We start from the raw sequence: 21699 nt of genomic DNA on the forward strand, positions 1-21699 counted from the left end.
GCGAGGTGCCGTTCGCCTGAATTTGCGTCTCAGTTGGCGTCCTGCGCGCCGCCTTCGGCCGGGTCGTTGGCCGCGGCCTCATCGAGCTTGCGGTAGAGCGTGGAGCGGCCGATCTTGAGCCGGCGCGCGACCTCCGACATCTGGCCGCGATAATGCGAGATCGCGAAACGGATGATCTCGTTCTCCATGTCCTCCAGCGGCCGCACCTCGCCGGCTGAGGTCAGCATCGAGAGGCTGCCGGCAGTGGCGAGCGGAGCCATGGGTATTTCGCTACCCGATACCAGGGACGGTGCCGCTGACGGCGCGACGATCAAGGGTTCGCTGTGCGCGAACTGGCCGTCCGGAACGGCGTGACCGACGGTCTGCGGGAAATCGGACAGGCCGAGCTGGTCGCTCTCACTCATGACGACAGCGCGATAGACCGTGTTCTCGAGCTGGCGGATATTGCCCGGCCAATCGAGCTGGGCGAGATGGGCAACGGCCTCGCCGCTGATGCCGGTGATGGTGCGGTTTTCCTCGGCGGCAAAGCGCGCCAGGAAATGCCGCAACAGATGCGGAATGTCTTCGCGCCGCATCCGTAACGGCGGGATCGTCAGCGGCAGCACGTGCAGCCGGTAGAACAGGTCTTCGCGGAACGCGCCGCTCTTCACGAGGTCGAGCAGCTTGCGGTTGGTTGCGGAAATGATGCGGACGTCGACCTTCACCGGCTTGCGGCCGCCGACCGCCTCGACGGTGCCCTCCTGCAGCGCGCGCAGCAGTTTTACCTGCGCCGCCAGCGGCAACTCGCCGACCTCGTCGAGAAACAGCGTGCCGCCGGAAGCTTCGACGAACTTGCCCATGTGGCGTTCGGTGGCGCCGGTGAAGGCGCCCTTCTCGTGACCGAACAGGATCGATTCCACGAGATTGTCGGGGATGGCACCGCAATTGACCGCGACGAAGGGTTTTGACTTGCGTTCGCCGGAGCCATGGATGGCGCGGGCGAACAATTCCTTGCCGACGCCGGACTCGCCCTCGACCAGCACCGGAATGCTCGAGGCCGCCGCCTTCTGCGCGGTGCGCAGCACGGCCGCCATGGTTTCGCTGCGGGTGATGATGTCGGCAAACGTCAGCCGGCCTTCGCGGCTGTGGCGGATGCGTTGCAACTCGCCCTTGAGCGCCGAGGTGTTGAGCGCATTGCGCAGCGACACCTGCAGCCGTTCGAAGCTCGCCGGCTTGACCACGAAATCCTGCGCGCCGGCGCGCATCGCCGAAACCACATTGTCGATGCCGCCATGGGCGGTCTGCACGATGACGGGGATGCTCAGGCCGGCTTCACGCATTTTTGAAAGCACGCCGAGGCCGTCGAGGCCGGGCATCACGAGGTCGAGCACCACCGCATCGATCGCCTGCGCATCCGGCGCGGTCAGCAGCGCGACGGCTGCATCGCCGCTATCGGCGACGAGGGCCTCATAGCCGCACTTCTGCACCATGTTCTCAACCAAACGGCGCTGCACGGCGTCGTCATCGGCAATCAAAATGGTGGCAGCCATGGCTCTCCCCGCACGCTACACAATGTATCGAATCGGGGCACTTTCGCCGATGCCGATTAACGCCCTCTTAATCGTTGAAGAACGGCGATGTTGTGGAGGAACCTAGAGGTTGAGGTGTGGCCACACCTCAAGCGCGCCGCGATAGCACATGTCCAGAGCCACATAGAGGATGATGGCGAGGCCGACATAGGCGATCCAGCGGTGCTTTTCCAGAAGCCGCGCGATGAAGTTGGCGGCGAGCCCCATCAGGGCGATGGAAAGCGCCAACCCGAAGATCAGGATCATCGGGTGCTCGCGCGCGGCGCCCGCGACGGCGAGCACGTTGTCGAGCGACATCGAGACGTCCGCGATCGTGATCTGCCACACGGCCTGGCCAAGCGTTTTCTGATGACGCGCCGCGGCTGACGCATCGATCGCGCTTGCCGCCGAGAGGCTCTGCATTTTGGGTTCGTGATGATGCGAGGTGTGCAACTCGCGCCACATCTTCCAGCACACCCAGAGCAGCAGAACGCCGCCGGCAAGCAACAGTCCGATGATCTGCAAGAGCTGGACCGTGATCGAGGCAAAGCCGATGCGCAGGATCGTGGCGGCCGCGATGCCGATGAGAATTGCCTTCTTGCGCTGCCCTTCTGGCAGGCCTGCGGCTGCAAGGCCGATGACGATCGCATTGTCGCCGGCGAGCACCAGGTCGATCATCACGACCTGGAAAAGTGCCGTCAGGGATTGTGAGGAGATTAGTTCCAGCATCCGGGCCACTCCGTTGAAAGTCCAATCCGACATCGCAGTTCGACTGAACTGCCAGAGGGGCCCGGGCTTGGATGTGCGTAGAAGAAAGACGCAGTCAGACTGCGCACAAATGCGTTTCCGTTATTCAGGTTGATCCGAGAGGGCGAAGAGCCTGACCATCTGATCGGGCTCGATCAGAATGGAGAGGACGACGCCGATGAACGTCAGGCTTCCCGCGAGGTCGAACCACATGATGCGGAAGCGGTCGTGCCGGCAGAGCAGCGCAAATCCGGCCGTCAATGCCGCAACCGCAAAGAGCAGGGTGACGATCGCGGGCGCGAGCGCATCTGCCGGCACCACGTTCCGGATTCCCACGGTCGCAACCAGCGCCACGATCAGGATGCCGGCAAACAACTCCTTGCCGCGGGCCACAGGGGGCCGGGAAGGCGTCTCAACAATCTGACTGCGGTCCAAGAATGCCATCTGATTCTTATTCGTGAACTGAGATTGTGGTAGGGAACATCACCCATCCCGTCATTCAGTTTAGATAGTTTAGTAAACATGAAACGAGGAAAACATCAAGACGTTTTCGCTGAACGGGCTGCCGGCAAGGCTGTGCCGGAAGCAAGGCAATTGCGGAAACTAGCCGGGGATTGGCTCAAGCAGCGACGGGCGGATGCCGAATTGTCGCAGGCGGATCTCGCTGCACGCCTTGGCCTGAAGTATTACACTTTCATTTCACAGGTGGAGAACGGCTTCAGCCGTGTTCCAACCGAAATCATGGGGGCATGGGCCAGCGAATTGGGTATTGAACAGTCGGCCTTCGCTAGGCATTTGTTAATGTACTACGAGCCGGAATTACATCGGCTGCTGTTCGGAGCGGAGAACAAATGAGCGTCGTTGCGTTCGAGCGCAAACAGAACACCGGCGAGTGGAGCGAAAGGGAACTGAGCACCATCCTGGCCGCACTGAGCGCCGCGACCGCGCCGGGCACCGGACGCGAATGGGAAATCGGCACGACGGAAAAGGGCGACGTCCAGTTTTATCTGCTGGGCTCGCTGCCGGATCAGGCCTGTGAATTGTGCGTTTCTCGAATCGGCGGCCGCTACATCCTGGAAGACGGACTCGGCCGGCTGCTGTTCGAGCATCGAAACCTCGATCTTGTTGCCCTGCACGCCAAGGCCGCCGTCCCGTCGACATCGTGGATCATGGTCCGCGCGATCACATTGTGGTGTGCGGTTCGCAGCGCGTTCCACGAAAAGGCCGAGCCGTGGCTCGTCGAAGGTGAAGAACTGTTCGTCCAGTTCGTCCCACAGCTCGCGGCGTTCGCCTGATCTCCTGCCCATTTCCTGATCACCTCCCAATTTTGAAAGTGTCATGAGCGCAAAATCTGCGACATCCCGAGCTGTCAAAACGTCCCGCAAGCCCGCCAAGGGCGGCAGGGCAAGTGCGGCCAAATCCAAAACTGGCAAATTGCCGGAGTGGAACCTCGCCGACCTTTATTCCGGCATCGACGCGCCTGAAATCGCGCGCGATCTGCAGAAGATGGATGCGGACTGCGTTGCGTTCGAGGGGGATTACAAAGGCAAGCTGGCGGAAGGCGTCGCCAGGGATGACGGCGGAAGCTGGCTCGCTGCGGCCGTCAGGCGCTATGAGGCGATCGACGATCTTGCCGGGCGGCTCGGCTCCTATGCCGGCCTCGTCCATGCCGGCGACAGCGTCGATCCCGCGATCTCCAAATTTTATGGCGATGTCTCCGAGCGGCTGACCGCGGCCTCGCTGCATTTGCTGTTCTTCGCGCTTGAACTCAACCGCGTCGACGATGCCGCGATCGAGCGCGCGATGCAGACGCCGGAGCTCGGCCACTACCGTCCCTGGATCGAGGATCTGCGCAAGGACAAGCCGTATCAGTTAGAGGATCGTGTCGAGCAGCTGTTTCATGAAAAATCCCAGAGCGGCTATGCCGCCTGGAACCGGCTGTTCGACCAGACCATCTCCGGCCTGCGCTTCAAGGTCGGGGCCAAGGAGCTCGCGATCGAGCCGACGCTCAATCTGTTGCAGGACCGCGCGCCGGAAAAGCGCAAGGCTGCGGGTCAGGCGCTGGCCAAGACCTTCAAGGACAATGAGCGCACCTTTGCGCTCATTACCAACACGCTCGCCAAGGACAAGGAAATTTCCGACCGCTGGCGCGGCTTCAAGGATGTCGCGGATTCGCGCCACCTGAATAACCGCGTCGAGCGCGACGTCGTCGATGCCCTGGTCGCTTCGGTGCGCGCGGCGTATCCGCGGCTGTCGCACCGCTACTACAATCTGAAAGCCGGCTGGTTCAAAAAGAAGAAGCTCGCACACTGGGATCGCAACGCGCCGCTGCCGTTTGCGGCGACCGGCACCATCGCCTGGCCCGACGCGCAGAAGATGGTGCTGACGGCGTATCGCGGCTTCTCCGCCGAAATGGCCGCGATCGCCGAACGCTTCTTCACCGATCGCTGGATCGATGCGCCGGTGCGGCCGGGCAAGGCGCCGGGCGCGTTCTCGCACCCGACCACGCCCTCGGCGCATCCCTATGTGCTGATGAACTACCAGGGCAAGCCGCGCGACGTGATGACGCTGGCGCACGAGCTGGGCCATGGCGTGCATCAGGTGCTGGCGGCGAAGAACGGCGCGCTGATGGCGCCGACGCCGCTGACGTTGGCCGAGACCGCGAGCGTGTTCGGCGAGATGCTGACCTTCAAGCGCCTGCTGTCGCAGACCAGCAACGTCAAGCAGCGCCAGGCGCTGTTGGCCGGCAAGGTCGAGGACATGATCAACACCGTGGTGCGGCAGATCGCGTTCTATTCGTTCGAGCGCGCCGTGCATACCGAGCGCAAGGACGGCGAACTGACCGCCGAGCGCATCGGCCAGATCTGGCTCAGCGTGCAAACCGAAAGCCTCGGGCCGGCCATCGACATCCGTCCTGGCTACGAAAACTTCTGGATGTACATCCCGCACTTCATCCATTCGCCGTTCTACGTCTACGCCTATGCGTTCGGCGATTGCCTGGTGAACTCGCTCTATGCGGTCTACGAGAACGCCGCCGAGGGCTTTGCCGAGCGCTATCTCGCCATGCTCGCGGCCGGCGGCACCAAGCATTATTCCGAACTGCTGAAGCCGTTCGGACTCGACGCCAAGGATCCCAAATTCTGGGACGGCGGGCTGTCGGTGATCGCAGGCATGATCGACGAACTCGAAGCGATGGACTGACGGGTTCGCCCGCGGGCACGAAACGAACTTGTGATGGGCGCGGACACAATTTCAGCCGCCGTCGCCTATCATGGTGGTGGCGACAGGAGGGGAGGGCCCCATGATCGACACCCCGACGCGGCGCACAGTGCTTGGAGCGGGCGTCTTCGCAGCCGGCTCACTGCTCTCCATCGACGCTGCCTTGGCTCAAGCCCCGCTTGCTCCCACGCCCGCATGCCATGACGGCGACGCCGCAACCCTGGCGCAGACCGAGGGGCCGTATTTCAAGCCGTCGTCGCCCGAGCGCTTCGAGCTGTTTGAGGAAGGCATGGCCGGGCAGCCGATCGAACTGGTCGGCTTCGTTCTTACCCGCGCCTGCAAACCGGTCGCCGGTGCCTTGCTCGATTTCTGGCAGGCCGACGACAAGGGCCGCTACGACAATTCCGGTTTCCGCCTGCGCGGCCATCAGTTCACCGACGCGGAAGGGCGCTACCGGTTGCGCAGCATCGTGCCCGGCATTTACCCCGGACGTACGCGCCATATCCATGTGAAGGTGCAGCCGCATGGCGGCCGCGTGCTGACCACCCAGCTTTATTTCCCCGGTGAGCAACAGAACCGCTCCGACGGCCTGTTTCGCAAGGAATTGCTGGTGCGCACGGCCAAGAACGCGGGCTGGCTCGCCGGGCGTTTCGATTTCGTCGTGGGGTAGGCCGCTTCGGAAGATGTTCCCGGATGGGCTAGGCGTAAAACATTTGTTGAACCAAGGCATCAGGTGTGTTATACAGGTTGTATAACGGAGCTAATGCCATGACCAAAACCCCCCGCGGAATGGAAGGGGCCTCCCGCGAATACAAGCTGGAGGAGACCGCCCTTCAAATCCGGAAGATTGGCAATTCGGTCGGTGTGATCCTGCCGAAGGAGCTTCTTGCGCGGCTCAATCTCAAGGAGGGGGACAAGTTCTATCCGGTCGAGCAGCCGGATGGCAGCCTGCGGCTTTCGCCCTTCAACCCCAAGCACGCGCGGACCATGGAAATAGCCCGCCAGGTCATGCACGAATATCGCGATACGTTTGCTGCGCTTGCAAAATGAGTGAGCCAATTCGGCTCGATGTCGATGAAGTCATCGACATGCATGCCGAGCAACTGGCGATATTCGGCGGACCGGAAGGCATTCGGGATCACGGCCTTCTTGAGTCTGCGGTATTGCGGCCTGTCAACCAATGGAATTACGGGACGACGGATATGGCCGCACTTGCTGCGGCCTATGCCTTCGGTCTCGCCCGTAACCACGCTTTCGTCGACGGCAACAAGCGGATCGCGTTCCACGCCATGATGGTCTTCTTGCGCGTCAACGACATACCCTTTGCGCCCGATCCGGCGCACGCCACCGCCATCATCCTCTCCCTCGCCGCGGGCGAGGTCAGCGAGGAGAGCCTGACCCGCTGGATCCGGGATAATTGGCCTTCCGAATGACCCGATAGGCAGGGGGCCGTTGCCCTCCCAAACGCTTTGCGGTAATTGCACGCGAGAAACACGGATTTTCACTGGGGATACCGATGGCAGACCATAACGAAGTGGCCTACACGACCGCTGACGGCAACGACTACGTGGCCCATGAGCAGACCTATGAAGGTTTCATCATGCTGGTCAAATACGGCACCGCCGCCGTCGTGATCATCGTCGCCCTGATGGGCTATTTCCTGACCTGACGCATCGCTGCCTGCACCCGCCCACGCCGGCGGTAAAAAAATTGCACGCATGCCGGTCGCGAAACCGGTATCCAACTAAGCGAAAAAGACGCTAGTTTGCTTGCGTGCGCGCTTGCCGCGCCGCCGGGAGGGCTCATGAAGATTGCCGTTGCCAAGGAAATCGATCCGTCCGAACCGCGGGTTGCCGCTTCCCCGGACACCGTCAAGAAATTCAAGGCGCTCGGCGCCGAAGTCGCGATCGAGCCGGGCGCGGGCATCAAGTCGGGCCTGCCGGATTCCGAATTCACTGCGGTTGGAGCCACCGTCAGCGCGGACGCGCTGAAGGACGCCGACATCATCATCAAGGTGAAGCGGCCCGAGGCCTCAGAACTCGCGCAGTACAAGCGCGGCGCGCTGGTGATCGCGATCATGGATCCTTACGGCAATGAAGCGGCGCTGAAGACGATCGCGGACGCCGGCGTCGCGGCATTTGCGATGGAATTGATGCCGCGCATCACCCGCGCGCAGGTGATGGACGTGCTGTCGAGCCAGGCGAACCTCGCCGGCTATCGCGCGGTGATCGAGGCGGCCGAGTCCTTTGGCCGCGCGTTTCCGATGATGATGACCGCGGCCGGCACCGTTCCGGCGGCGAAGGTGTTCGTGATGGGCGTCGGCGTTGCCGGCCTGCAGGCGATCGCGACCGCACGCCGTCTCGGCGCCGTCGTCACCGCGACCGACGTGCGGCCGGCCACGAAAGAGCAGGTCGAATCGCTCGGCGCCAAATTCCTCGCGGTCGAGGACGAGGAATTCAAGAACGCCCAGACCGCCGGCGGCTACGCCAAGGAAATGTCGAAAGAGTATCAGGCCAAGCAGGCCGCACTCACCGCCGAGCACCTCAAGAAGCAGGACATCGTCATCACGACGGCGCTGATCCCGGGCCGGCCGGCGCCAAAGCTCGTCAGCGCCGAGATGGTGAAGTCGATGAAGCCGGGCTCGGTGCTGGTCGATCTCGCCGTCGAGCGTGGCGGCAATGTCGAAGGTGCCAAGGCGGGCGAGGTCGTCGACGTCGATGGCATCAAGATCGTCGGCTACACCAATGTCGCCGGCCGCGTGGCGCAATCGGCCTCCGGCCTCTACGCCCGCAACCTGTTTTCCTTCATCGAGACGCTGGTCGACAAGGCCAACAAGGCGCTTGCGGTCAATTGGGACGACGAACTGGTGAAGGCCACCGCGCTGACCAAGGACGGCGCCGTCATCCATCCGAACTTCCAGCCGAAGGCCTAAGGAGAGAAGCCATGGAGCATGCTGCCCAAGTCGTCGACCCCTTCGTATTCCGGCTTTCGATTTTCGTTCTCGCCGTCTTCGTCGGCTATTTCGTGGTCTGGTCGGTGACCCCTGCGCTGCACACGCCGCTGATGTCGGTGACCAACGCCATCTCCTCGGTGATCGTGGTCGGCGCGCTGCTCGCGGGCGGCGTCGCCAATGTTTCCAGCGGCAGCGGTTGGGCGCGCGGCTTCGGCTTCGTGGCGCTGGTCTTCGCCTGCATCAACATCTTCGGCGGCTTCCTTGTCACCCAGCGCATGCTGGCGATGTACAAGAAGAAGGCCAAGTGAGACTGAAACTGAAGCGTGAGCGGCAAGCACCTCGGGGTGTCGAAGGCATATAATGGGGACCTGAGATGAGCGCCAATCTCTCTGCACTTCTCTATCTGGTGGCGGGTGTACTATTCATCCTGTCGCTGCGTGGCCTGTCGAGCCCGGCGTCGTCTCGCCAGGGCAATCTGTTCGGCATGATCGGCATGGCGATCGCAGTCGCCACCACGCTCGCCAATCATCCGCCGGCTGACGCTTTCGCCTGGATCCTCGTCATCGTCGGCATCGCGATCGGTGCCGCCATCGGCGCAGTGATCGCCCGCCGCGTGCCGATGACCTCGATGCCGGAACTGGTCGCGGCCTTCCACTCGCTGGTCGGTATGGCCGCGGTGCTGGTCGCCGCCGGCGCCTTCTATGCGCCGGAAGCCTTCGACATCGGGACGCCCGGCAACATCCATAAGCAGAGCCTCGTCGAAATGTCGCTCGGCGTCGCCATCGGCGCGCTGACCTTCACCGGCTCGGTGATCGCGTTCCTCAAGCTTTCGGCCCGCATGAGTGGCGCGCCGATCATTCTGCCGGCGCGCCACCTCATCAATATCGGTCTCGGTATCGCCCTCGTGGTCTTCATCGTGCGCCTGGTCATGACCGGCAGCGCGATCGACTTCTGGCTGATCACCATCATCGCGCTGGTGCTCGGCGTCCTCATCATCATCCCGATCGGCGGCGCCGACATGCCGGTCGTGATCTCGATGCTGAACTCCTATTCGGGCTGGGCCGCGGCCGGCATCGGCTTCACGCTCGGCAACTCTGCGCTGATCATCACCGGTGCGCTGGTCGGCTCCTCGGGCGCGATCCTGTCCTACATCATGTGCCACGCGATGAACCGCTCGTTCATCTCGGTCATCCTTGGCGGCTTCGGCGGCGAGACCGCGGCAGCGAGCGGCGGTTCCGGCGAACAGAAGCCGGCAAAGCTCGGCTCGGCCGACGATGCCGCCTTCATCATGAAGAACGCCTCGAAGGTCATCATCGTCCCCGGCTACGGCATGGCGGTGGCGCAGGCGCAGCACGCGCTGCGTGAAATGGCCGACCTCCTGAAGAAGGAAGGCGTCGAGGTGAAGTACGCGATTCACCCGGTCGCGGGCCGCATGCCCGGCCACATGAACGTGCTGCTCGCCGAAGCCAACGTGCCCTATGACGAGGTGTTCGAGCTCGAGGACATCAATTCCGAATTCGCCCAGGCCGACATCGCCTTCGTGATCGGCGCCAACGACGTCACCAATCCGGCCGCCGAGGAAGACAAGACCTCGCCGATCTACGGCATGCCGGTGCTTCAGGTCTGGAAGGCCGGCACGGTGATGTTCATCAAGCGCTCGCTGGCGTCGGGTTATGCCGGCATCGACAATCCGCTATTCTATCGCGACAACACCATGATGCTCCTTGGTGACGCCAAGAAGGTCACCGAGAATATCGTCAAGGGGATGTAACGCGATCGAAGGAAATTCATGACCGCGCTGAAATGGCTGCTGATTATCGTTTCGGCGGGTTATGTCTCTGTTCTGCTTGCGCTGTTCTTTGCGCAGCGCGCCGTCCTGTATCCCGCCCCGACGAGCGCGCGCACGGCGCCCGCGGCGGCGGGCTTTCCCGAAGCTGAAGAACATGCCCTGGCCACGGCTGATGGTGAGAGGGTCATCCTCTGGCATGTACCGGCGAAGCCCGGACGTCCGGTCGTCCTCTATTTCCACGGCAATGGCGATTATCTCGCCGGTTTCTTCGGTCGCTTTCGCGGCCTGATTGCCGACGGGATCGGGATCGTCGCGCTGTCCTATCGCGGCTATGCCGGCTCCAGCGGAAAACCGAGCGAGCAGGGATTGCTGCTGGATGCCGCGGTTGCCTATGCCTTCGCGGCGACGCGATACAGCACGGACAGAATCGTGGCTTGGGGATTTTCTCTCGGCACCGGCGTCGCCGTCGCGGTGGCGGCCGAACAGCCGGTCGGAAAGTTGATTCTGGAGGCCCCCTATACGTCCATCGCGGACGTCGCCGCCTCGGCGTTCTGGTTTGCGCCGGTACGGCTATTGATGCGGGATCGGTTCCACTCCGACCAGCGCATTCCCCGGATCAGGGTTCCGCTGCTCGTGATGCATGGTGCGCTCGATCCCACGATACCCGTTGTGTTTGGCGAGCGGCTGTTTGCGCTGGCGAACGAGCCGAAACGGTTCGTCCGCCTTGCCCGCGGCGGTCATAACGATCTGGACAATTTCGGTGCGATTGAAATCGCGCGGAATTTCATCAACCTTGCGAAGGGGGCGATGCAGGGACGGACGTATCTTCCGTCTCCGAACCGGTTGGGAACTTGATCGCATGAGCGCACACGGACCGATGCCGCGATCGGCCTGGATATTTCCTGCGCTGGCGGTGCTGCTGTTTGCCGTCGCCACCGGTCTCGGGTTGGAGTTCACGCCGTCGGCCGGTGGGCTGTTGTTCGCGGCCGTTCTGCTCGCGATCCTGTTCGGCACCGTATTCGCGGCTGTGCACCATGCCGAGGTGATCGCCGAGCGGGTAGGCGAGCCCTACGGCACGTTGCTGCTGACGTTAGCGGTCACCATCATCGAGGTCGCGCTGATCTCGACCATCATGCTCGGCGTGAAACCAGTGCCGGCCTTGGCGCGCGACACTGTGTTTGCGGTCGTGATGATCGTATGCAATGGGCTGGTCGGCCTCTGCATCTTCATCGGCGGGCTGCGCTATCGCGAGCAGGATTTCCAGGTTTCCGGCGCCAACCTTTACCTCAGCGTGCTGTTCGTGCTGGCGACGATAACGCTGGTGCTGCCGAACTACACGCTGACCACGCCGGGCCCGGTCTATTCGGCGGCGCAGCTCGGGTTCGTCAGCGTCGTCACGCTCGTCCTCTACGGCGTGTTCCTCTATACCCAGACCATCCTGCACAGCGATTATTTCGTCGGCAGCGGTAGCGATGCGGCACATGGCGAAGCGCCGCTGTCGAACCGGATGCTCGCGCTGAGCGTAGCCTTGCTTCTGGTGTCGCTGCTGGCAGTGGTGCTGCTGGCGAAGAAATTCTCGCTGGTGGTTGACGTCGTGACCGCGATGATCGGCGCGCCGCCGGCCTTTGCCGGCGTGCTGGTGGCGGTGCTGGTCCTGTTGCCGGAAAGCGTCGCGGCCATTGGCGCCGCGCGCAAGAACTACCTGCAAAAGAGCATCAATCTCGCGCTCGGCTCCTCGCTCGCCACCATCGGGCTGACGATCCCGGCCGTCGCGGTTGCCGCCTACGTGTTCGACAAGCCGCCGCTGGTCCTCGGGCTCAACACCCAGGAGATGGTGCTGCTGATGCTGACTTTCGTCATCAGCATGCTCACCTTTGGCACCGGCCGGACCAACATCCTGTTCGGGCTGGTACATATGGTGGTGTTTGCCGTATTCCTGTTCATGGTGTTCGTGCCGTAATCGGAGAAAAACAAATGCTTGCCGCCAAATCCGACGTTCAGGTCGATACCCCCGAGGTCCGCGTCACCGAATGGCGGCTGGCGCCGGGCAGCGCCACCGGCCATCATACCCACGAGATGGACTACGTGATCGTGCCGGTAACCTCGGGCGAGATGACCATCGTCGCGCCGAACGGCGAGCGCACCAAGGCGCAGCTCGGGGCCGGAAAATCCTATTTCCGGAAAGCCGGCGTCCAGCACGACGTGCTGAACGAGACCGCAAACGAGATCGTGTTTCTGGAGGTCGAACTGAAGCCCTGACCCTCCACCTCAGGTCCAGGTTTGCGTGACCGGGCAGGGACGTCGTATGCTGCGCTGCGGCCTGGAGAAGGGGCAGACGCAAGCCGGTTCCACCCGACCTGCACAGGAACTGCTGAGTTGCCACCGATCTGTCGCAGTTGATCCCTGAATGTGCCTCAAAGTTCCGGCAATTGAGATACCCGCGGGGAGTGGTCTGAATGCTGAATTACCTCAAGAAATTTGCGGTGGACATCTTCCCCTCGGTGGCTGCCACCGTCATCGGGGCGTACATCGTCAACCACTACATCGTGAGCAAGCCCGCGGACGCTCCTCCCTCTGCGGCGGTATCGCCCGCCACCCCCAAGGGGGACGGCAAGGCCGAAGCTAAATCCGATCCAAAATCTGATGCCAAGCCGGCCGAGAGCACGGCCAGCAATCTGCCGGCCGCAGGCGTCAAGGCGCGCGGCATCTCCGAGAAGGCCGTCATGGAGAAGACCGCTGCCGAACGGCCGGCGGTGGCCGAAAAGGCCCAGAAGGCCGACGAAAAGGCTGAGGCCAAAGCTGACTCGAATAAGTCCGATACGAACAAGTCTGACGCGAACAAGTCCGACGTGAAATCGGCCGAAAGCGCTGCTGACGCCGATCGCCGTCACGCTGCGCCGCCGCGTGAAAAGGAAAAGATCAGGGTCGTGCTGCCATCGCCGATCCAGCCTGCGAATGCCTCGCCGGCTCCGGTTGCGGCGGCTGCCCCGGCCCCTCCTGCTGCCCAGACCGCCCCGGTCGAGACTTCGGCTGCGCCGGAGGAACGCCGCGATGCCAATGATCTGGCGCGCGCCGCGATCGAGCGCCTGCGCGCCAACGGCGAAACCTCACCGCGCGTTGCCGAGCCTGCCCGCACCCCCGAGGCGCCGAAGGTCGCGGCTGCGCCCGCGGTCACGAACGCGCCTGCCACCGCGAATCCGCCCGCGCTTCGTCCGCTGCCGCCGCCGATCATGGTCTCGGGCCCGCCTGCCGGCGAACCCTATGGTCAGGCTTCGTCTGCTCAGCGCTCGTCGCAGCCGCGTCCGCCTTATGCCGAGGCCGTCGACCCGAACCGCCCGACCCCGCCGGCCGATATTCCCGTCTCGCGTCCGCTCGATCTGCGAGCCGAAGTCGCAGAACCCTCCGTACGCGAACGCGCAACGGCGGCTGCAGAGGATGCGCTGTCGACCGCCAAGTCGATCTTCCACTCGGTGCTGCCGAGGTAGCCCAACCCATCGCGTTTCAGCGATGCAAGCCCTCGGATTTGATCCGGGGGCTTTTTGTTTTGCGCGCGCAAGTGCGCCGGGCCAGACTGCAGCGAGATGTCAATCCGGCAGAGCTAGCCGCCGGTGCGCGCCAGCCCGCTTCGCGCGGCTTCATCCTTGGGCCGGAGCGCGAGCGCACGGCCGTAGGATGCGAACGCCTTGGCCTTGTCGCCGAGCCGCTCATAGGTGACGCCACGGGCGGACCAGGCTTGCGCGCTGTTGGGATCGGTCTGCACGGCTTCGTCGAGATCGGAAGCGGCTTCCTTGGCCTTGTCGATGGCGAGGTAGCTGGTGGCACGCGCCAGCAGCGGCTCGACCCTTTGCGGCGTCAGGCCATTGGCTGCAGTGAAATCCGCGATCGCCTGCTCATGCTGCTTCTCGCCCTGATAGATCAGGCCGCGGCCATACAGGGCCGGCACATTGTAGGGATCGAGTGCGAGCGCGCGGTCGAATTCCGCGAGCGCCTCTTCGGTCTTGCCGGCTTTGGCGAGCGCCTGGCCGCGTGCAGCGTGGCCTTGCGCATCGCTGACGCTTTGTCCGCTGATCGTGCCGGTCGGCTTCTGTTCGAGGACCTGCGGCTTTTCCTTATCCGGTCCCCATGATCCCAGGTCGAACGAACAGCCGCAGAGGGGAAGCGCAACAACGGTTGCGAGCAGCGCGACAGATGCGGCCGTCAGGCGCGAGGCGCGGGAACAGGCATTGCAATCCGTAACGGCCATGCAGTGGAAGACTTTCGGATTCGATGCAGTAATTCGTAACCCGCCGGAACGCAAAATGCATCGACCAAAATAGCCGCAACGCGGCCGGGCGATTGCCGTCCAACGTTTTTCCGGATCGCGGCACCGTGCAAGTGATGCACGAGATCGGGGAGTGGTCGCGCACGACGTATTCCGGTCGGATCGCCTGCGCTCAAAAACAAAAACGCGGACCCGAGGTCCGCGTCTTCAATTTAGATCTCTTAGAGACGCGCTCAGCGCGGTCCGCGTGGACCTGCGCCCGGGCCACCGCGGCCGCCAGCGCCACCACGGTCGCCGCCGGGACCGGCGCCGAACACCGGCTTCGGCTTCATCGGCAGCAGGCCTTCGCGCTGCAGCTTCTTGCGGGCCAGCTTGCGCGCGCGGCGCACGGCTTCGGCCTTTTCGCGGGCCTTCTTCTCGGAGGGCTTTTCGTAGTGTCCGCGGAGCTTCATCTCGCGGAAAATACCCTCACGCTGCATCTTCTTCTTCAGCGCCTTGAGGGCTTGATCGACATTGTTATCGCGAACGAGAACCTGCACGCGGCATCCTCTTTCAATTGATCGGATAGGAATTCTGGTAAAGTGAAGGGCCGGCGAAAGGCCTGGTCCTCAACCCTGAGCGCGGGCATGTAGCAGACAAAACCGCCAATGTCCACCGGAGAAGGCGGTTTTGGGCCCGGGAATGCCACGAAAATCGGCGGGATTCGGCCAATACGGTCCCGGTTTCCGCAGATAACGAGCCCCTCACGGGCCCTCCCTAGCATCCGGGAACGCAAAACACGCGGGAGGCGAGTTATGAATACAAAAAAATATACCGCTGAAGCGATCGGCACGTTTTGGCTCACTTTTGCGGGATGCGGCAGTGCGGTCATTGCGGCCGGCTTTCCGGAGGTCGGTATCGGCCTGGTCGGCGTATCCTTGGCGTTCGGGCTGAGCGTGGTGACCATGGCCTATGCGATCGGCCACGTTTCCGGCTGCCATCTCAATCCCGCCGTGACGATCGGCCTCGCTGCTGGCGGCCGCTTTCCGACCGGTCAGATCCTGCCTTATGTGATCGCGCAGGTGATTGGCGCGATCGTTGCCGCAGGCGTGCTCTATGTGATCGCAAGCGGTGCGCCCGGCTTCGATCTGGCCAAGGGCTTTGCCTCCAACGGCTATGACGCGCATTCGCCCGGCCAGTACGGCATGGTGGCTTGCTTCATCACCGAGGTGGTGATGACCATGATGTTCCTGTTCATCATCATGGGTGCCACCCACGGCAAGGCGCCCGCCGGCTTTGCGCCGCTGGCGATTGGCCTCGCGCTGGTGATGATCCATCTCGTCAGCATTCCCGTCACCAATACGTCGGTGAATCCGGCGCGCAGCACAGGCCCCGCGCTGTTCGTCGGCGGCTGGGCGCTGGCGCAGCTCTGGATGTTCTGGGTAGCGCCGCTGATCGGCGGTGCGCTCGGCGGCGTGCTCTATCGCTGGCTCAGCGAGGAGCCTGTCGGCATCGTCGAAGGCGTAAGGACGGCCTGATCTGCGACCGAGCCCGGCGAGCTCACCGCGCTATTTGTTGCTCGCCGGGACCACTTCGGTGACATGGCCCATCTTGCGGCCCGGCCGCGGCGGGCCCTTGCCGTAGAGGTGCACGGTGGCGCCGGGAACCGTCAGCCACTGCTCGTAGTCGAGGATATCGTCGCCGATCAGGTTGGTCATGACGACCGCGCCGTGACGGACCGGCTTGGCGAGCGGCCAGCCGGCGATGGCGCGGATGTGCTGCTCGAACTGGGAGACCGAGGCGCCATCCAGCGTCCAGTGCCCGGAATTATGCACCCGTGGCGCGATCTCGTTGACCAGCACGTGCGGTCCGCCGTTTCCGGCAACGACGAACAGCTCGACCGCGAGCACGCCGACATAGTCGAGCGCATGGGCGATCTTCTCGGCGACCGCGCGCGCCTGTGCCCCCAGCTCATCCGAAATCGCCGCCGGAACGCGCGAGAATTTCAGGATGTGGTCGCGGTGCTCGTTTTCGGTGACGTCGTAACATTCGACCGTGCCGTCGGCCCCGCGCGCGGCGATCACCGAGACCTCGCGCTCGTAGGGAACGAAGGCTTCGAGGATCGCGGATTTGGTGCCGAGGTCTTCCCAGACCTGAGCCGGATCATCGCCCTCGCGAATGATCGCCTGGCCCTTGCCGTCGTAACCGAAGCGGCGGGTCTTGATCACGGCGGGAAGGCCGATGCGCCCAATGGCGCTCTGCAGGGTCTCCACCGACGACACGTCGGCATAGTCAGCGGTGCCGATGCCGAGCCGCTTGACGAAATCCTTTTCGATCAGCCGGTCCTGCGTGGTCTCGAGGATCTTCTGCGCCGGCAATACCGGACGCCGCGCATCCAGCACCATGGCGGTGGCGGCCGGCACGTTCTCGAATTCATAGGTGATGACGTCGACATCGTTGGCGAACAGCTCGAGCGCCTCGACGTCGGCATATTCGGCGCAGGTTGCGTTCAGCACCACGTCGAAGGCGGGCGAGTCCGGGTCCGGCGAAAACACCTGGCATTTGAGGCCAAGGCGCGCCGCCGCCATAGCCAGCATCCGGCCCAATTGTCCGCCGCCGAGAATTCCGATGGTATCGCCCGGCTTCAGCTTCCCCTTGCCTGAAGCGGTCACGCCGATCCCTCCGGACGCTCCTTGACCGCATCGGTCTGCTGCTGGCGCCAGGCTGCGAGCCGGCCTGCGAGCGGTGCGTCATTGAGTGCGAGCACAGCGGCCGCAAGCAGGGCGGCGTTGATGGCGCCGGCCTTGCCGATCGCCAGCGTGCCGACGGGAACGCCGGCCGGCATCTGCACGATCGAGTAGAGCGAATCGACCCCGGACAGGGCCTTGGATTCGACGGGAACGCCGAAGACGGGCAGTTCGGTCAGCGCCGCCGCCATGCCGGGCAGATGCGCGGCGCCGCCGGCGCCGGCAATGATGACCTTGAAGCCGGCGGCCTTGGCGCCCTTGGCGAAGGCAAACAGCCGGTCGGGGGTCCGGTGGGCCGAAACGATGCGTTTTTCGCAGTCGACTCCGAGTGCAGCCAAGGTCTCGGCGGCGTGGCGCATGGTCTCCCAGTCGGACTGGCTGCCCATAATGATGGCGATCGGTGCGGTCATCTCGTCAATTCTGTTCGGGAATCCAGAAACATAGGCCGATTATAGGGTCGGCCAGGGGCTCATCCAAGGCGTGGCAAGGGATCAGGAATGGACTATCCTGTCTTGGTGAATCCCGGCAAGCCTTCATAAGCGTGCCTGCACAGGGAAGGCCATGAAGAAGAAAACCAGGTCGACCGCCTCGAGGGCTCGAAAACGCCCCAAAAGCGCGGCTTCCGGGCGGAAAATCGCGCCCCGGCGGGCGTCCGGACAGGGGTCCCGGCCGCCGGCGGTATCCAACGGCACCAAGGCAACGATTCGCCGGCTCAAGGCCGAGCTGGCCCAGACGCAGGCGCAGATCGAGCAACTTCAGGCCTCTGCCGATACCGACTTCCTGCTGGGAATTCCGAACCGGCGCGGTTTCGAGCGCGAGCTCAATCGCGCGATCGCCTACATCAAACGCTATCGCGCCTCCGGCGCCCTTGTCGTGCTCGACGTCGATCGCTTGAAGCCGATCAACGACGCCTTCGGACATGCCGCCGGCGACCAGGTGCTCAAGGCCATTGTCGCGGCGTTGCTGGCGCAGGTGCGCGCTTCCGACGTGGTTGGCCGGCTCGGCGGCGACGAGTTTGCACTGCTGCTCTGGAATCTCAGCGAGACCGACGCGAAGGCCAAGGCGGCCGCGCTGGAGGAAGCGATCGATCGCCTCACCTTCGTGTTCGATGGCCGCACCATCACCGCGGGCGCTTCCGCAGGCGTCTCCGTTCTCGATACCCATTCCGAAGTGAGCCGCGCCCTGGAAGCGGCCGACAGCGCCATGTATGTGCGCAAGGCGCTGCGGCGGCACGAGCGCTGAAATCGCGCCGCGCTCAGGCGTTGGATTGCGCGAACATGCGTTGCGCAGCAACGGAGCGCGATGATGGTGATTGCAGTTTCCGAGCGTTTGCCGACATCCGCGGAATACATCGATCTGCGCGCGCGAATGGGCTGGGGCGCAATTGACGAGGAAACCGCGATCAAGACAATGCAGGCGGCGTCATTCACGACCTGCTTGCGTGACGACGATCGTTTGATCGGACTAGCCCGCGTGATGGGTGATGGCGTCCTGTACTTTTTCCTCGCGGACCTGATCGTCGATCCCAAGTATCGTGGTGGCGGGCACGGCGACACGCTGATGCGGCTTGTCACTGAATATTTCGATCGAAGCGCCAAGCCTGGTGCGTCCATCACCCTCGTTGCCTTGAACGGTCGCGAGACGTTCTACGAGCGCTTTGGTTTCGTGCGCTGCCCGAATGGCCCGTTCGGCATGGGCATGCACTACGCCTCGGCTCCCGCTCCGGGATAGAGATGCGCAAACCAGGCCAAATACGATCAGTTACAGCTCGCTGAGATCGTCCGGCACGTTGCCGAACTTGTGCAGCAGTTTCGCGTCGCCGAATTCGCCGAGCATTGGGTCGCCGCTGCGGCTGAAGGCGACGGCACCGATGCTGCCGGCCATCCGCGACATCATCTCGGCGCGCCGCAACGCGGTGGTCGGGCTCTGGCATTCTTCCGCGGCGCCCGCCACCGGCGAGCCGCTATCGTCATGCAGGAATGGCATTGCGACGTAATAGGTGACATCGGCCATGGTCTTGCTCCGGGTTTGAATGATCAGGCGGCGTCGCTCTCCACACGGGAGGCTCTCGCCGGCACGCAGCCGGCGGCGATGGCCGCCTGCAATTCCTCCAGCTCGATTTCCAGATACTCGTTCGCCATGATCAGGGCCTTGATGGTCGAGCGCAGATTGCCGTCGCACATCGCGATGGCCTGGTCGCAGGCCTGCTCATAACGGCTATTGTCGGAAAGGGGCGATGGGGCGGACATGGCAGGCTCCCGAGGCTGGCGGCAGGAAGGCATGTTCTCTTTTTGTTCTCATCGAGTCAAGTCTCATCCACCGACCGGGAGGTCTGTTTTTTCCGGTCGGGCACCGCAGGCTCGTCGCAACACCGCGGCGTGTGTGGATGTCGGGGAAAAGGGCCTGCCGAAACGCCGATGGCTTCACGCGCCGAGCTTGCCGAACCAGGCAAGCACAACGATCAGGCGATGATGTCAGGCGTGATCTGGTCTTCGATGAAGGCGATGCGGTCGCGCAATTGCAGTTTGCGCTTCTTCAGCCGCTGCAGCCGTAACAAGTCCGGTGCCGGCGACTGATGCAGCGCGTCGATCGCTGCATCGAGATCGCGATGCTCCTGCTGCAGGCGGGCGAGCTCGTTTTCGAGCTCGCGCTCATCTTCGTCGGTCATGGTGTACGTTAGCTGAAAGCGCGATCAGGTTGCGAACGGATTCTTCGAAGGCTGGCGGTGAATATCGTCGCTGCGCGGCCTCTCCGCAAGCTGCCCGGTTCCATAGTCACGATTGGTTACAGATAAATCCGAAAATATGAGGAGGCCCGATTCTGGATACCCATCGACAGATTCCAAGGCTGGTGTACACTTCGCCGTCCGGATCGAATCTGAGGTTTCACCCACCGAGGAGATTTCGTATGGCTCTACAGGCGCATCTTGTTGAACTTGAACGTAAACACAAGATCCTCGAGAACGAATTGCACGAAGCGCTCGTGCACCTTTCCACAGACGACCTGCAAATTGTCGAGTTGAAGCGCCGCAAGCTAATGGTCAAGGACCAGATCGAGCGGTTGAAGCAAACCGCCGACGAAACCCTCCACTAACCAGTCCCACAGAGTAATCGAAACGCCACGCAGCCGATGGGCGCAAAAGCGCTCATCGGATTGATGTTGGCTTGCGCGGTCCCGTTCAGCGTTCGGCCAGCGTGCCGACATGATCGGCGATCGCGAGCGACGACGTCAGTCCGGGCGATTCGATACCGAACAGGTTGATCAATCCGGCCACGCCATGATCGGCGGGGCCCTGGATCAGAAAATCCTGCGTGGCGACGGCCGGCGGCACGATCTTCGGCCGGATTCCGGAATAGCTCGGCATCAGCGCGCCGTCCGGCAGCGTCGGCCAGTAGCGCCGGATCGCGGGATAGAATCGCTCGGCGCGGGCAGGGTCCACCGCATAGTCGATGCTCTCGACCCATTCGACGTCGGGGCCGAACCGGGCCTGTCCGGCCATGTCGAGGGTGAGGTGCACGCCTAATCCGCCGGGCTCCGGCACCGGATAGATCAGCCGTGAAAACGGGGCCCGCGCGCTGCAGCTGAAATAATTGCCCTTGGCCAGATAGGCGCAGGGAATCATTTCGATCGGCATGCCCTCGATGCTGCGCGCGACAGCGGGCGCGCTCAAGCCCGCCGAATTGATCAGCAGGTTGCACGCCAGCGTCATCGGTGCATCGCCACCGGCTTCGATTTCGATGCGGCCGGCATTGGCCCGGGCGTGCAGCAGCGGGGTGTGAAACGCATAGGCCGCGCCGGCTGCTTCCGCATCGCCCCGCAGCGCCAGCATGTAGGCGTGGCTGTCGATGATGCCGGTAGAGGGCGAGAGCAGGGCCGCATCGCAATTCAGCGCCGGCTCCAGTTCGCGCGCCGCTGCGCCCGTCAGCAACTGCATGTCGTCGACGCCATTGGCTTGCGCATGCGAGCGGATCGATTGCAGCTTTTCGGTTTCCTTCGGCGTCGTCGCCACGATCAGCTTGCCGCAATTGCGGTGCGGGATGCCGTGGTCCTGGCAATACCGGTACAGCGCGTGCTTGCCGCTGACGCACATCTGCGCCATCAGGCTGCCGGCGCGATAATAGATGCCGGCATGGATCACCTCGCTGTTGCGCGAGGAGGTGATGGTACCGATACCCTCGGCGGCTTCGAGCACGATCACTTCACGGCCCGCCTGGGCCAGGCGTCGCGCGATCGCGAGCCCGACGACCCCCGCTCCGATGACGACGCAATCGACCTTGTCCATGCTGCTTCAGGCCCGGAAAACTGGCGCAGGAATCGGCGCTTGCCACGCCCGGTGATGACAGCTTCGTTCGCCGAAGCCGTCGAACAACCCGTTGGTTTGTCTCGACATACGCCGCCAACGCAGTCCCGTTAGTAAAGCATTAATCATGTCAGGCCAATTGCCGTAATTTGGGTCA

General features: G+C 63.3%; 29 protein-coding genes. 18 read left to right on the forward strand and 11 right to left on the reverse strand.

Annotated features, from left to right (window positions below):
• Window positions 1-29: 29 nt before the first annotated feature.
• The 3 genes from CQ14_RS14990 to CQ14_RS15000 form a co-directional block, all read right to left on the reverse strand.
• Window positions 30-1529, reverse strand: coding sequence for a sigma-54-dependent transcriptional regulator (locus tag CQ14_RS14990; RefSeq protein WP_057858648.1), 1500 nt, complete (start codon window positions 1527-1529; stop codon window positions 30-32).
• 102 nt (window positions 1530-1631) lie between these two features.
• The gene (locus tag CQ14_RS14995) at window positions 1632-2276 is read right to left on the reverse strand and encodes a TerC family protein (RefSeq protein WP_057858649.1); all 645 of its coding nucleotides are present in this window, start codon (window positions 2274-2276) and stop codon (window positions 1632-1634) included.
• Window positions 2277-2396: 120 nt separating this feature from the next.
• Window positions 2397-2738: a hypothetical protein gene (locus CQ14_RS15000; protein WP_057858650.1), complete on the reverse strand. Its 342-nt coding sequence runs from the start codon at window positions 2736-2738 to the stop codon at window positions 2397-2399.
• 78 nt (window positions 2739-2816) lie between these two features.
• Between CQ14_RS15000 and CQ14_RS15005 the strand changes: the two genes are divergently transcribed.
• From CQ14_RS15005 to CQ14_RS15070, 14 genes are all read left to right on the forward strand, one after another.
• Window positions 2817-3149 (forward strand): helix-turn-helix domain-containing protein, encoded by a 333-nt coding sequence (locus tag CQ14_RS15005; RefSeq protein ID WP_063800358.1) that lies wholly within the window; start codon window positions 2817-2819, stop codon window positions 3147-3149.
• Window positions 3146-3589, forward strand: a complete 444-nt coding sequence (locus tag CQ14_RS15010) for a hypothetical protein (protein WP_057858651.1) — start codon at window positions 3146-3148, stop codon at window positions 3587-3589. Before CQ14_RS15005 ends, CQ14_RS15010 begins: the two co-directional genes overlap by 4 nt.
• A 43-nt stretch (window positions 3590-3632) precedes the next feature.
• Window positions 3633-5495 carry a M3 family oligoendopeptidase gene (locus tag CQ14_RS15015; protein ID WP_057858652.1) on the forward strand — a complete coding sequence of 621 codons (1863 nt, stop codon included), beginning with the start codon at window positions 3633-3635 and terminating at the stop codon, window positions 5493-5495.
• Between the two features lie 100 nt (window positions 5496-5595).
• Window positions 5596-6183, forward strand: coding sequence for a dioxygenase family protein (locus CQ14_RS15020; RefSeq protein ID WP_057858653.1), 588 nt, complete (start codon window positions 5596-5598; stop codon window positions 6181-6183).
• A 119-nt stretch (window positions 6184-6302) separates the two neighbouring features.
• Window positions 6303-6563: an AbrB/MazE/SpoVT family DNA-binding domain-containing protein gene (locus CQ14_RS15025; RefSeq protein WP_057858654.1), complete on the forward strand. Its 261-nt coding sequence runs from the start codon at window positions 6303-6305 to the stop codon at window positions 6561-6563.
• Window positions 6560-6946, forward strand: coding sequence for a type II toxin-antitoxin system death-on-curing family toxin (locus CQ14_RS15030; RefSeq protein ID WP_057858655.1), 387 nt, complete (start codon window positions 6560-6562; stop codon window positions 6944-6946). Before CQ14_RS15025 ends, CQ14_RS15030 begins: the two co-directional genes overlap by 4 nt.
• Before the next feature lie 83 nt (window positions 6947-7029).
• Window positions 7030-7182 carry an aa3-type cytochrome c oxidase subunit IV gene (locus tag CQ14_RS15035; RefSeq protein WP_057858656.1) on the forward strand — a complete coding sequence of 51 codons (153 nt, stop codon included), beginning with the start codon at window positions 7030-7032 and terminating at the stop codon, window positions 7180-7182.
• A gap of 135 nt (window positions 7183-7317) precedes the next feature.
• A complete protein-coding gene (locus CQ14_RS15040) occupies window positions 7318-8445 on the forward strand; it encodes a Re/Si-specific NAD(P)(+) transhydrogenase subunit alpha (protein ID WP_057858791.1) in 1128 nt (375 codons plus the stop codon).
• A gap of 11 nt (window positions 8446-8456) precedes the next feature.
• A complete protein-coding gene (locus tag CQ14_RS15045) occupies window positions 8457-8774 on the forward strand; it encodes a proton-translocating transhydrogenase family protein (RefSeq protein ID WP_057858657.1) in 318 nt (105 codons plus the stop codon).
• Between the two features lie 65 nt (window positions 8775-8839).
• Window positions 8840-10237 carry an NAD(P)(+) transhydrogenase (Re/Si-specific) subunit beta gene (locus tag CQ14_RS15050; protein WP_057858658.1) on the forward strand — a complete coding sequence of 466 codons (1398 nt, stop codon included), beginning with the start codon at window positions 8840-8842 and terminating at the stop codon, window positions 10235-10237.
• A gap of 18 nt (window positions 10238-10255) precedes the next feature.
• Window positions 10256-11110 (forward strand): alpha/beta hydrolase, encoded by an 855-nt coding sequence (locus CQ14_RS15055; RefSeq protein WP_057858659.1) that lies wholly within the window; start codon window positions 10256-10258, stop codon window positions 11108-11110.
• 4 nt (window positions 11111-11114) lie between these two features.
• Window positions 11115-12215, forward strand: a complete 1101-nt coding sequence (locus CQ14_RS15060) for a calcium:cation antiporter (protein ID WP_057858660.1) — start codon at window positions 11115-11117, stop codon at window positions 12213-12215.
• A gap of 14 nt (window positions 12216-12229) precedes the next feature.
• Window positions 12230-12514: a cupin domain-containing protein gene (locus CQ14_RS15065; protein WP_057858661.1), complete on the forward strand. Its 285-nt coding sequence runs from the start codon at window positions 12230-12232 to the stop codon at window positions 12512-12514.
• Between the two features lie 197 nt (window positions 12515-12711).
• The gene (locus tag CQ14_RS15070; protein WP_057858662.1) at window positions 12712-13740 is read left to right on the forward strand and encodes a hypothetical protein; all 1029 of its coding nucleotides are present in this window, start codon (window positions 12712-12714) and stop codon (window positions 13738-13740) included.
• Between the two features lie 113 nt (window positions 13741-13853).
• On the opposite strand, the gene CQ14_RS15075 is transcribed toward CQ14_RS15070, so the two are convergent.
• Together CQ14_RS15075 and rpsU are read right to left on the reverse strand one after the other, a co-directional pair.
• A complete protein-coding gene (locus tag CQ14_RS15075) occupies window positions 13854-14498 on the reverse strand; it encodes a tetratricopeptide repeat protein (RefSeq protein ID WP_082649883.1) in 645 nt (214 codons plus the stop codon).
• A gap of 251 nt (window positions 14499-14749) precedes the next feature.
• On the reverse strand, window positions 14750-15055 hold the full coding sequence (gene rpsU, locus CQ14_RS15080; protein ID WP_057838472.1) for a 30S ribosomal protein S21: 306 nt from the start codon (window positions 15053-15055) through the stop codon (window positions 14750-14752).
• Between the two features lie 255 nt (window positions 15056-15310).
• Between rpsU and aqpZ the strand changes: the two genes are divergently transcribed.
• Window positions 15311-16033, forward strand: coding sequence for an aquaporin Z (aqpZ, locus tag CQ14_RS15085; RefSeq protein ID WP_057858663.1), 723 nt, complete (start codon window positions 15311-15313; stop codon window positions 16031-16033).
• A 30-nt stretch (window positions 16034-16063) separates the two neighbouring features.
• Here the strand turns inward: aqpZ and CQ14_RS15090 are convergent, their stop codons facing one another.
• Window positions 16064-17167, reverse strand: coding sequence for a 5-(carboxyamino)imidazole ribonucleotide synthase (locus CQ14_RS15090; protein ID WP_057858664.1), 1104 nt, complete (start codon window positions 17165-17167; stop codon window positions 16064-16066).
• Window positions 17164-17652 (reverse strand): 5-(carboxyamino)imidazole ribonucleotide mutase, encoded by a 489-nt coding sequence (purE, locus tag CQ14_RS15095; RefSeq protein WP_057858665.1) that lies wholly within the window; start codon window positions 17650-17652, stop codon window positions 17164-17166. Before purE ends, CQ14_RS15090 begins: the two co-directional genes overlap by 4 nt.
• A gap of 151 nt (window positions 17653-17803) precedes the next feature.
• On the opposite strand from purE, the gene CQ14_RS15100 reads away from it, so the two are divergent.
• Both CQ14_RS15100 and CQ14_RS15105 read left to right on the forward strand, forming a co-directional pair.
• On the forward strand, window positions 17804-18484 hold the full coding sequence (locus tag CQ14_RS15100; protein WP_057858666.1) for a GGDEF domain-containing protein: 681 nt from the start codon (window positions 17804-17806) through the stop codon (window positions 18482-18484).
• A gap of 63 nt (window positions 18485-18547) precedes the next feature.
• The gene (locus CQ14_RS15105) at window positions 18548-18973 is read left to right on the forward strand and encodes a GNAT family N-acetyltransferase (protein WP_199805534.1); all 426 of its coding nucleotides are present in this window, start codon (window positions 18548-18550) and stop codon (window positions 18971-18973) included.
• Window positions 18974-19003: 30 nt separating this feature from the next.
• Here CQ14_RS15105 and CQ14_RS15110 read toward each other — a convergent pair whose 3' ends face one another.
• From CQ14_RS15110 to CQ14_RS15120, 3 genes are all read right to left on the reverse strand, one after another.
• Complete coding sequence (locus tag CQ14_RS15110) at window positions 19004-19255, reverse strand: hypothetical protein (RefSeq protein ID WP_057858668.1); 252 nt, start codon at window positions 19253-19255, stop codon at window positions 19004-19006.
• A gap of 23 nt (window positions 19256-19278) precedes the next feature.
• Window positions 19279-19491 carry a hypothetical protein gene (locus tag CQ14_RS15115; RefSeq protein ID WP_057838466.1) on the reverse strand — a complete coding sequence of 71 codons (213 nt, stop codon included), beginning with the start codon at window positions 19489-19491 and terminating at the stop codon, window positions 19279-19281.
• A 212-nt stretch (window positions 19492-19703) separates the two neighbouring features.
• A complete protein-coding gene (locus CQ14_RS15120) occupies window positions 19704-19910 on the reverse strand; it encodes a YdcH family protein (protein WP_027538800.1) in 207 nt (68 codons plus the stop codon).
• 239 nt (window positions 19911-20149) lie between these two features.
• Here CQ14_RS15120 and CQ14_RS15125 point away from each other — a divergent pair, with 239 nt between their 5' ends.
• Window positions 20150-20335: a YdcH family protein gene (locus CQ14_RS15125; protein ID WP_057858669.1), complete on the forward strand. Its 186-nt coding sequence runs from the start codon at window positions 20150-20152 to the stop codon at window positions 20333-20335.
• 85 nt (window positions 20336-20420) lie between these two features.
• On the opposite strand, the gene CQ14_RS15130 is transcribed toward CQ14_RS15125, so the two are convergent.
• A complete protein-coding gene (locus CQ14_RS15130) occupies window positions 20421-21524 on the reverse strand; it encodes an NAD(P)/FAD-dependent oxidoreductase (protein ID WP_057858670.1) in 1104 nt (367 codons plus the stop codon).
• Window positions 21525-21699: the final 175 nt, after the last annotated feature.

Source organism: Bradyrhizobium lablabi, from assembly GCF_001440475.1.
Lineage (GTDB): Bacteria > Pseudomonadota > Alphaproteobacteria > Rhizobiales > Xanthobacteraceae > Bradyrhizobium > Bradyrhizobium lablabi.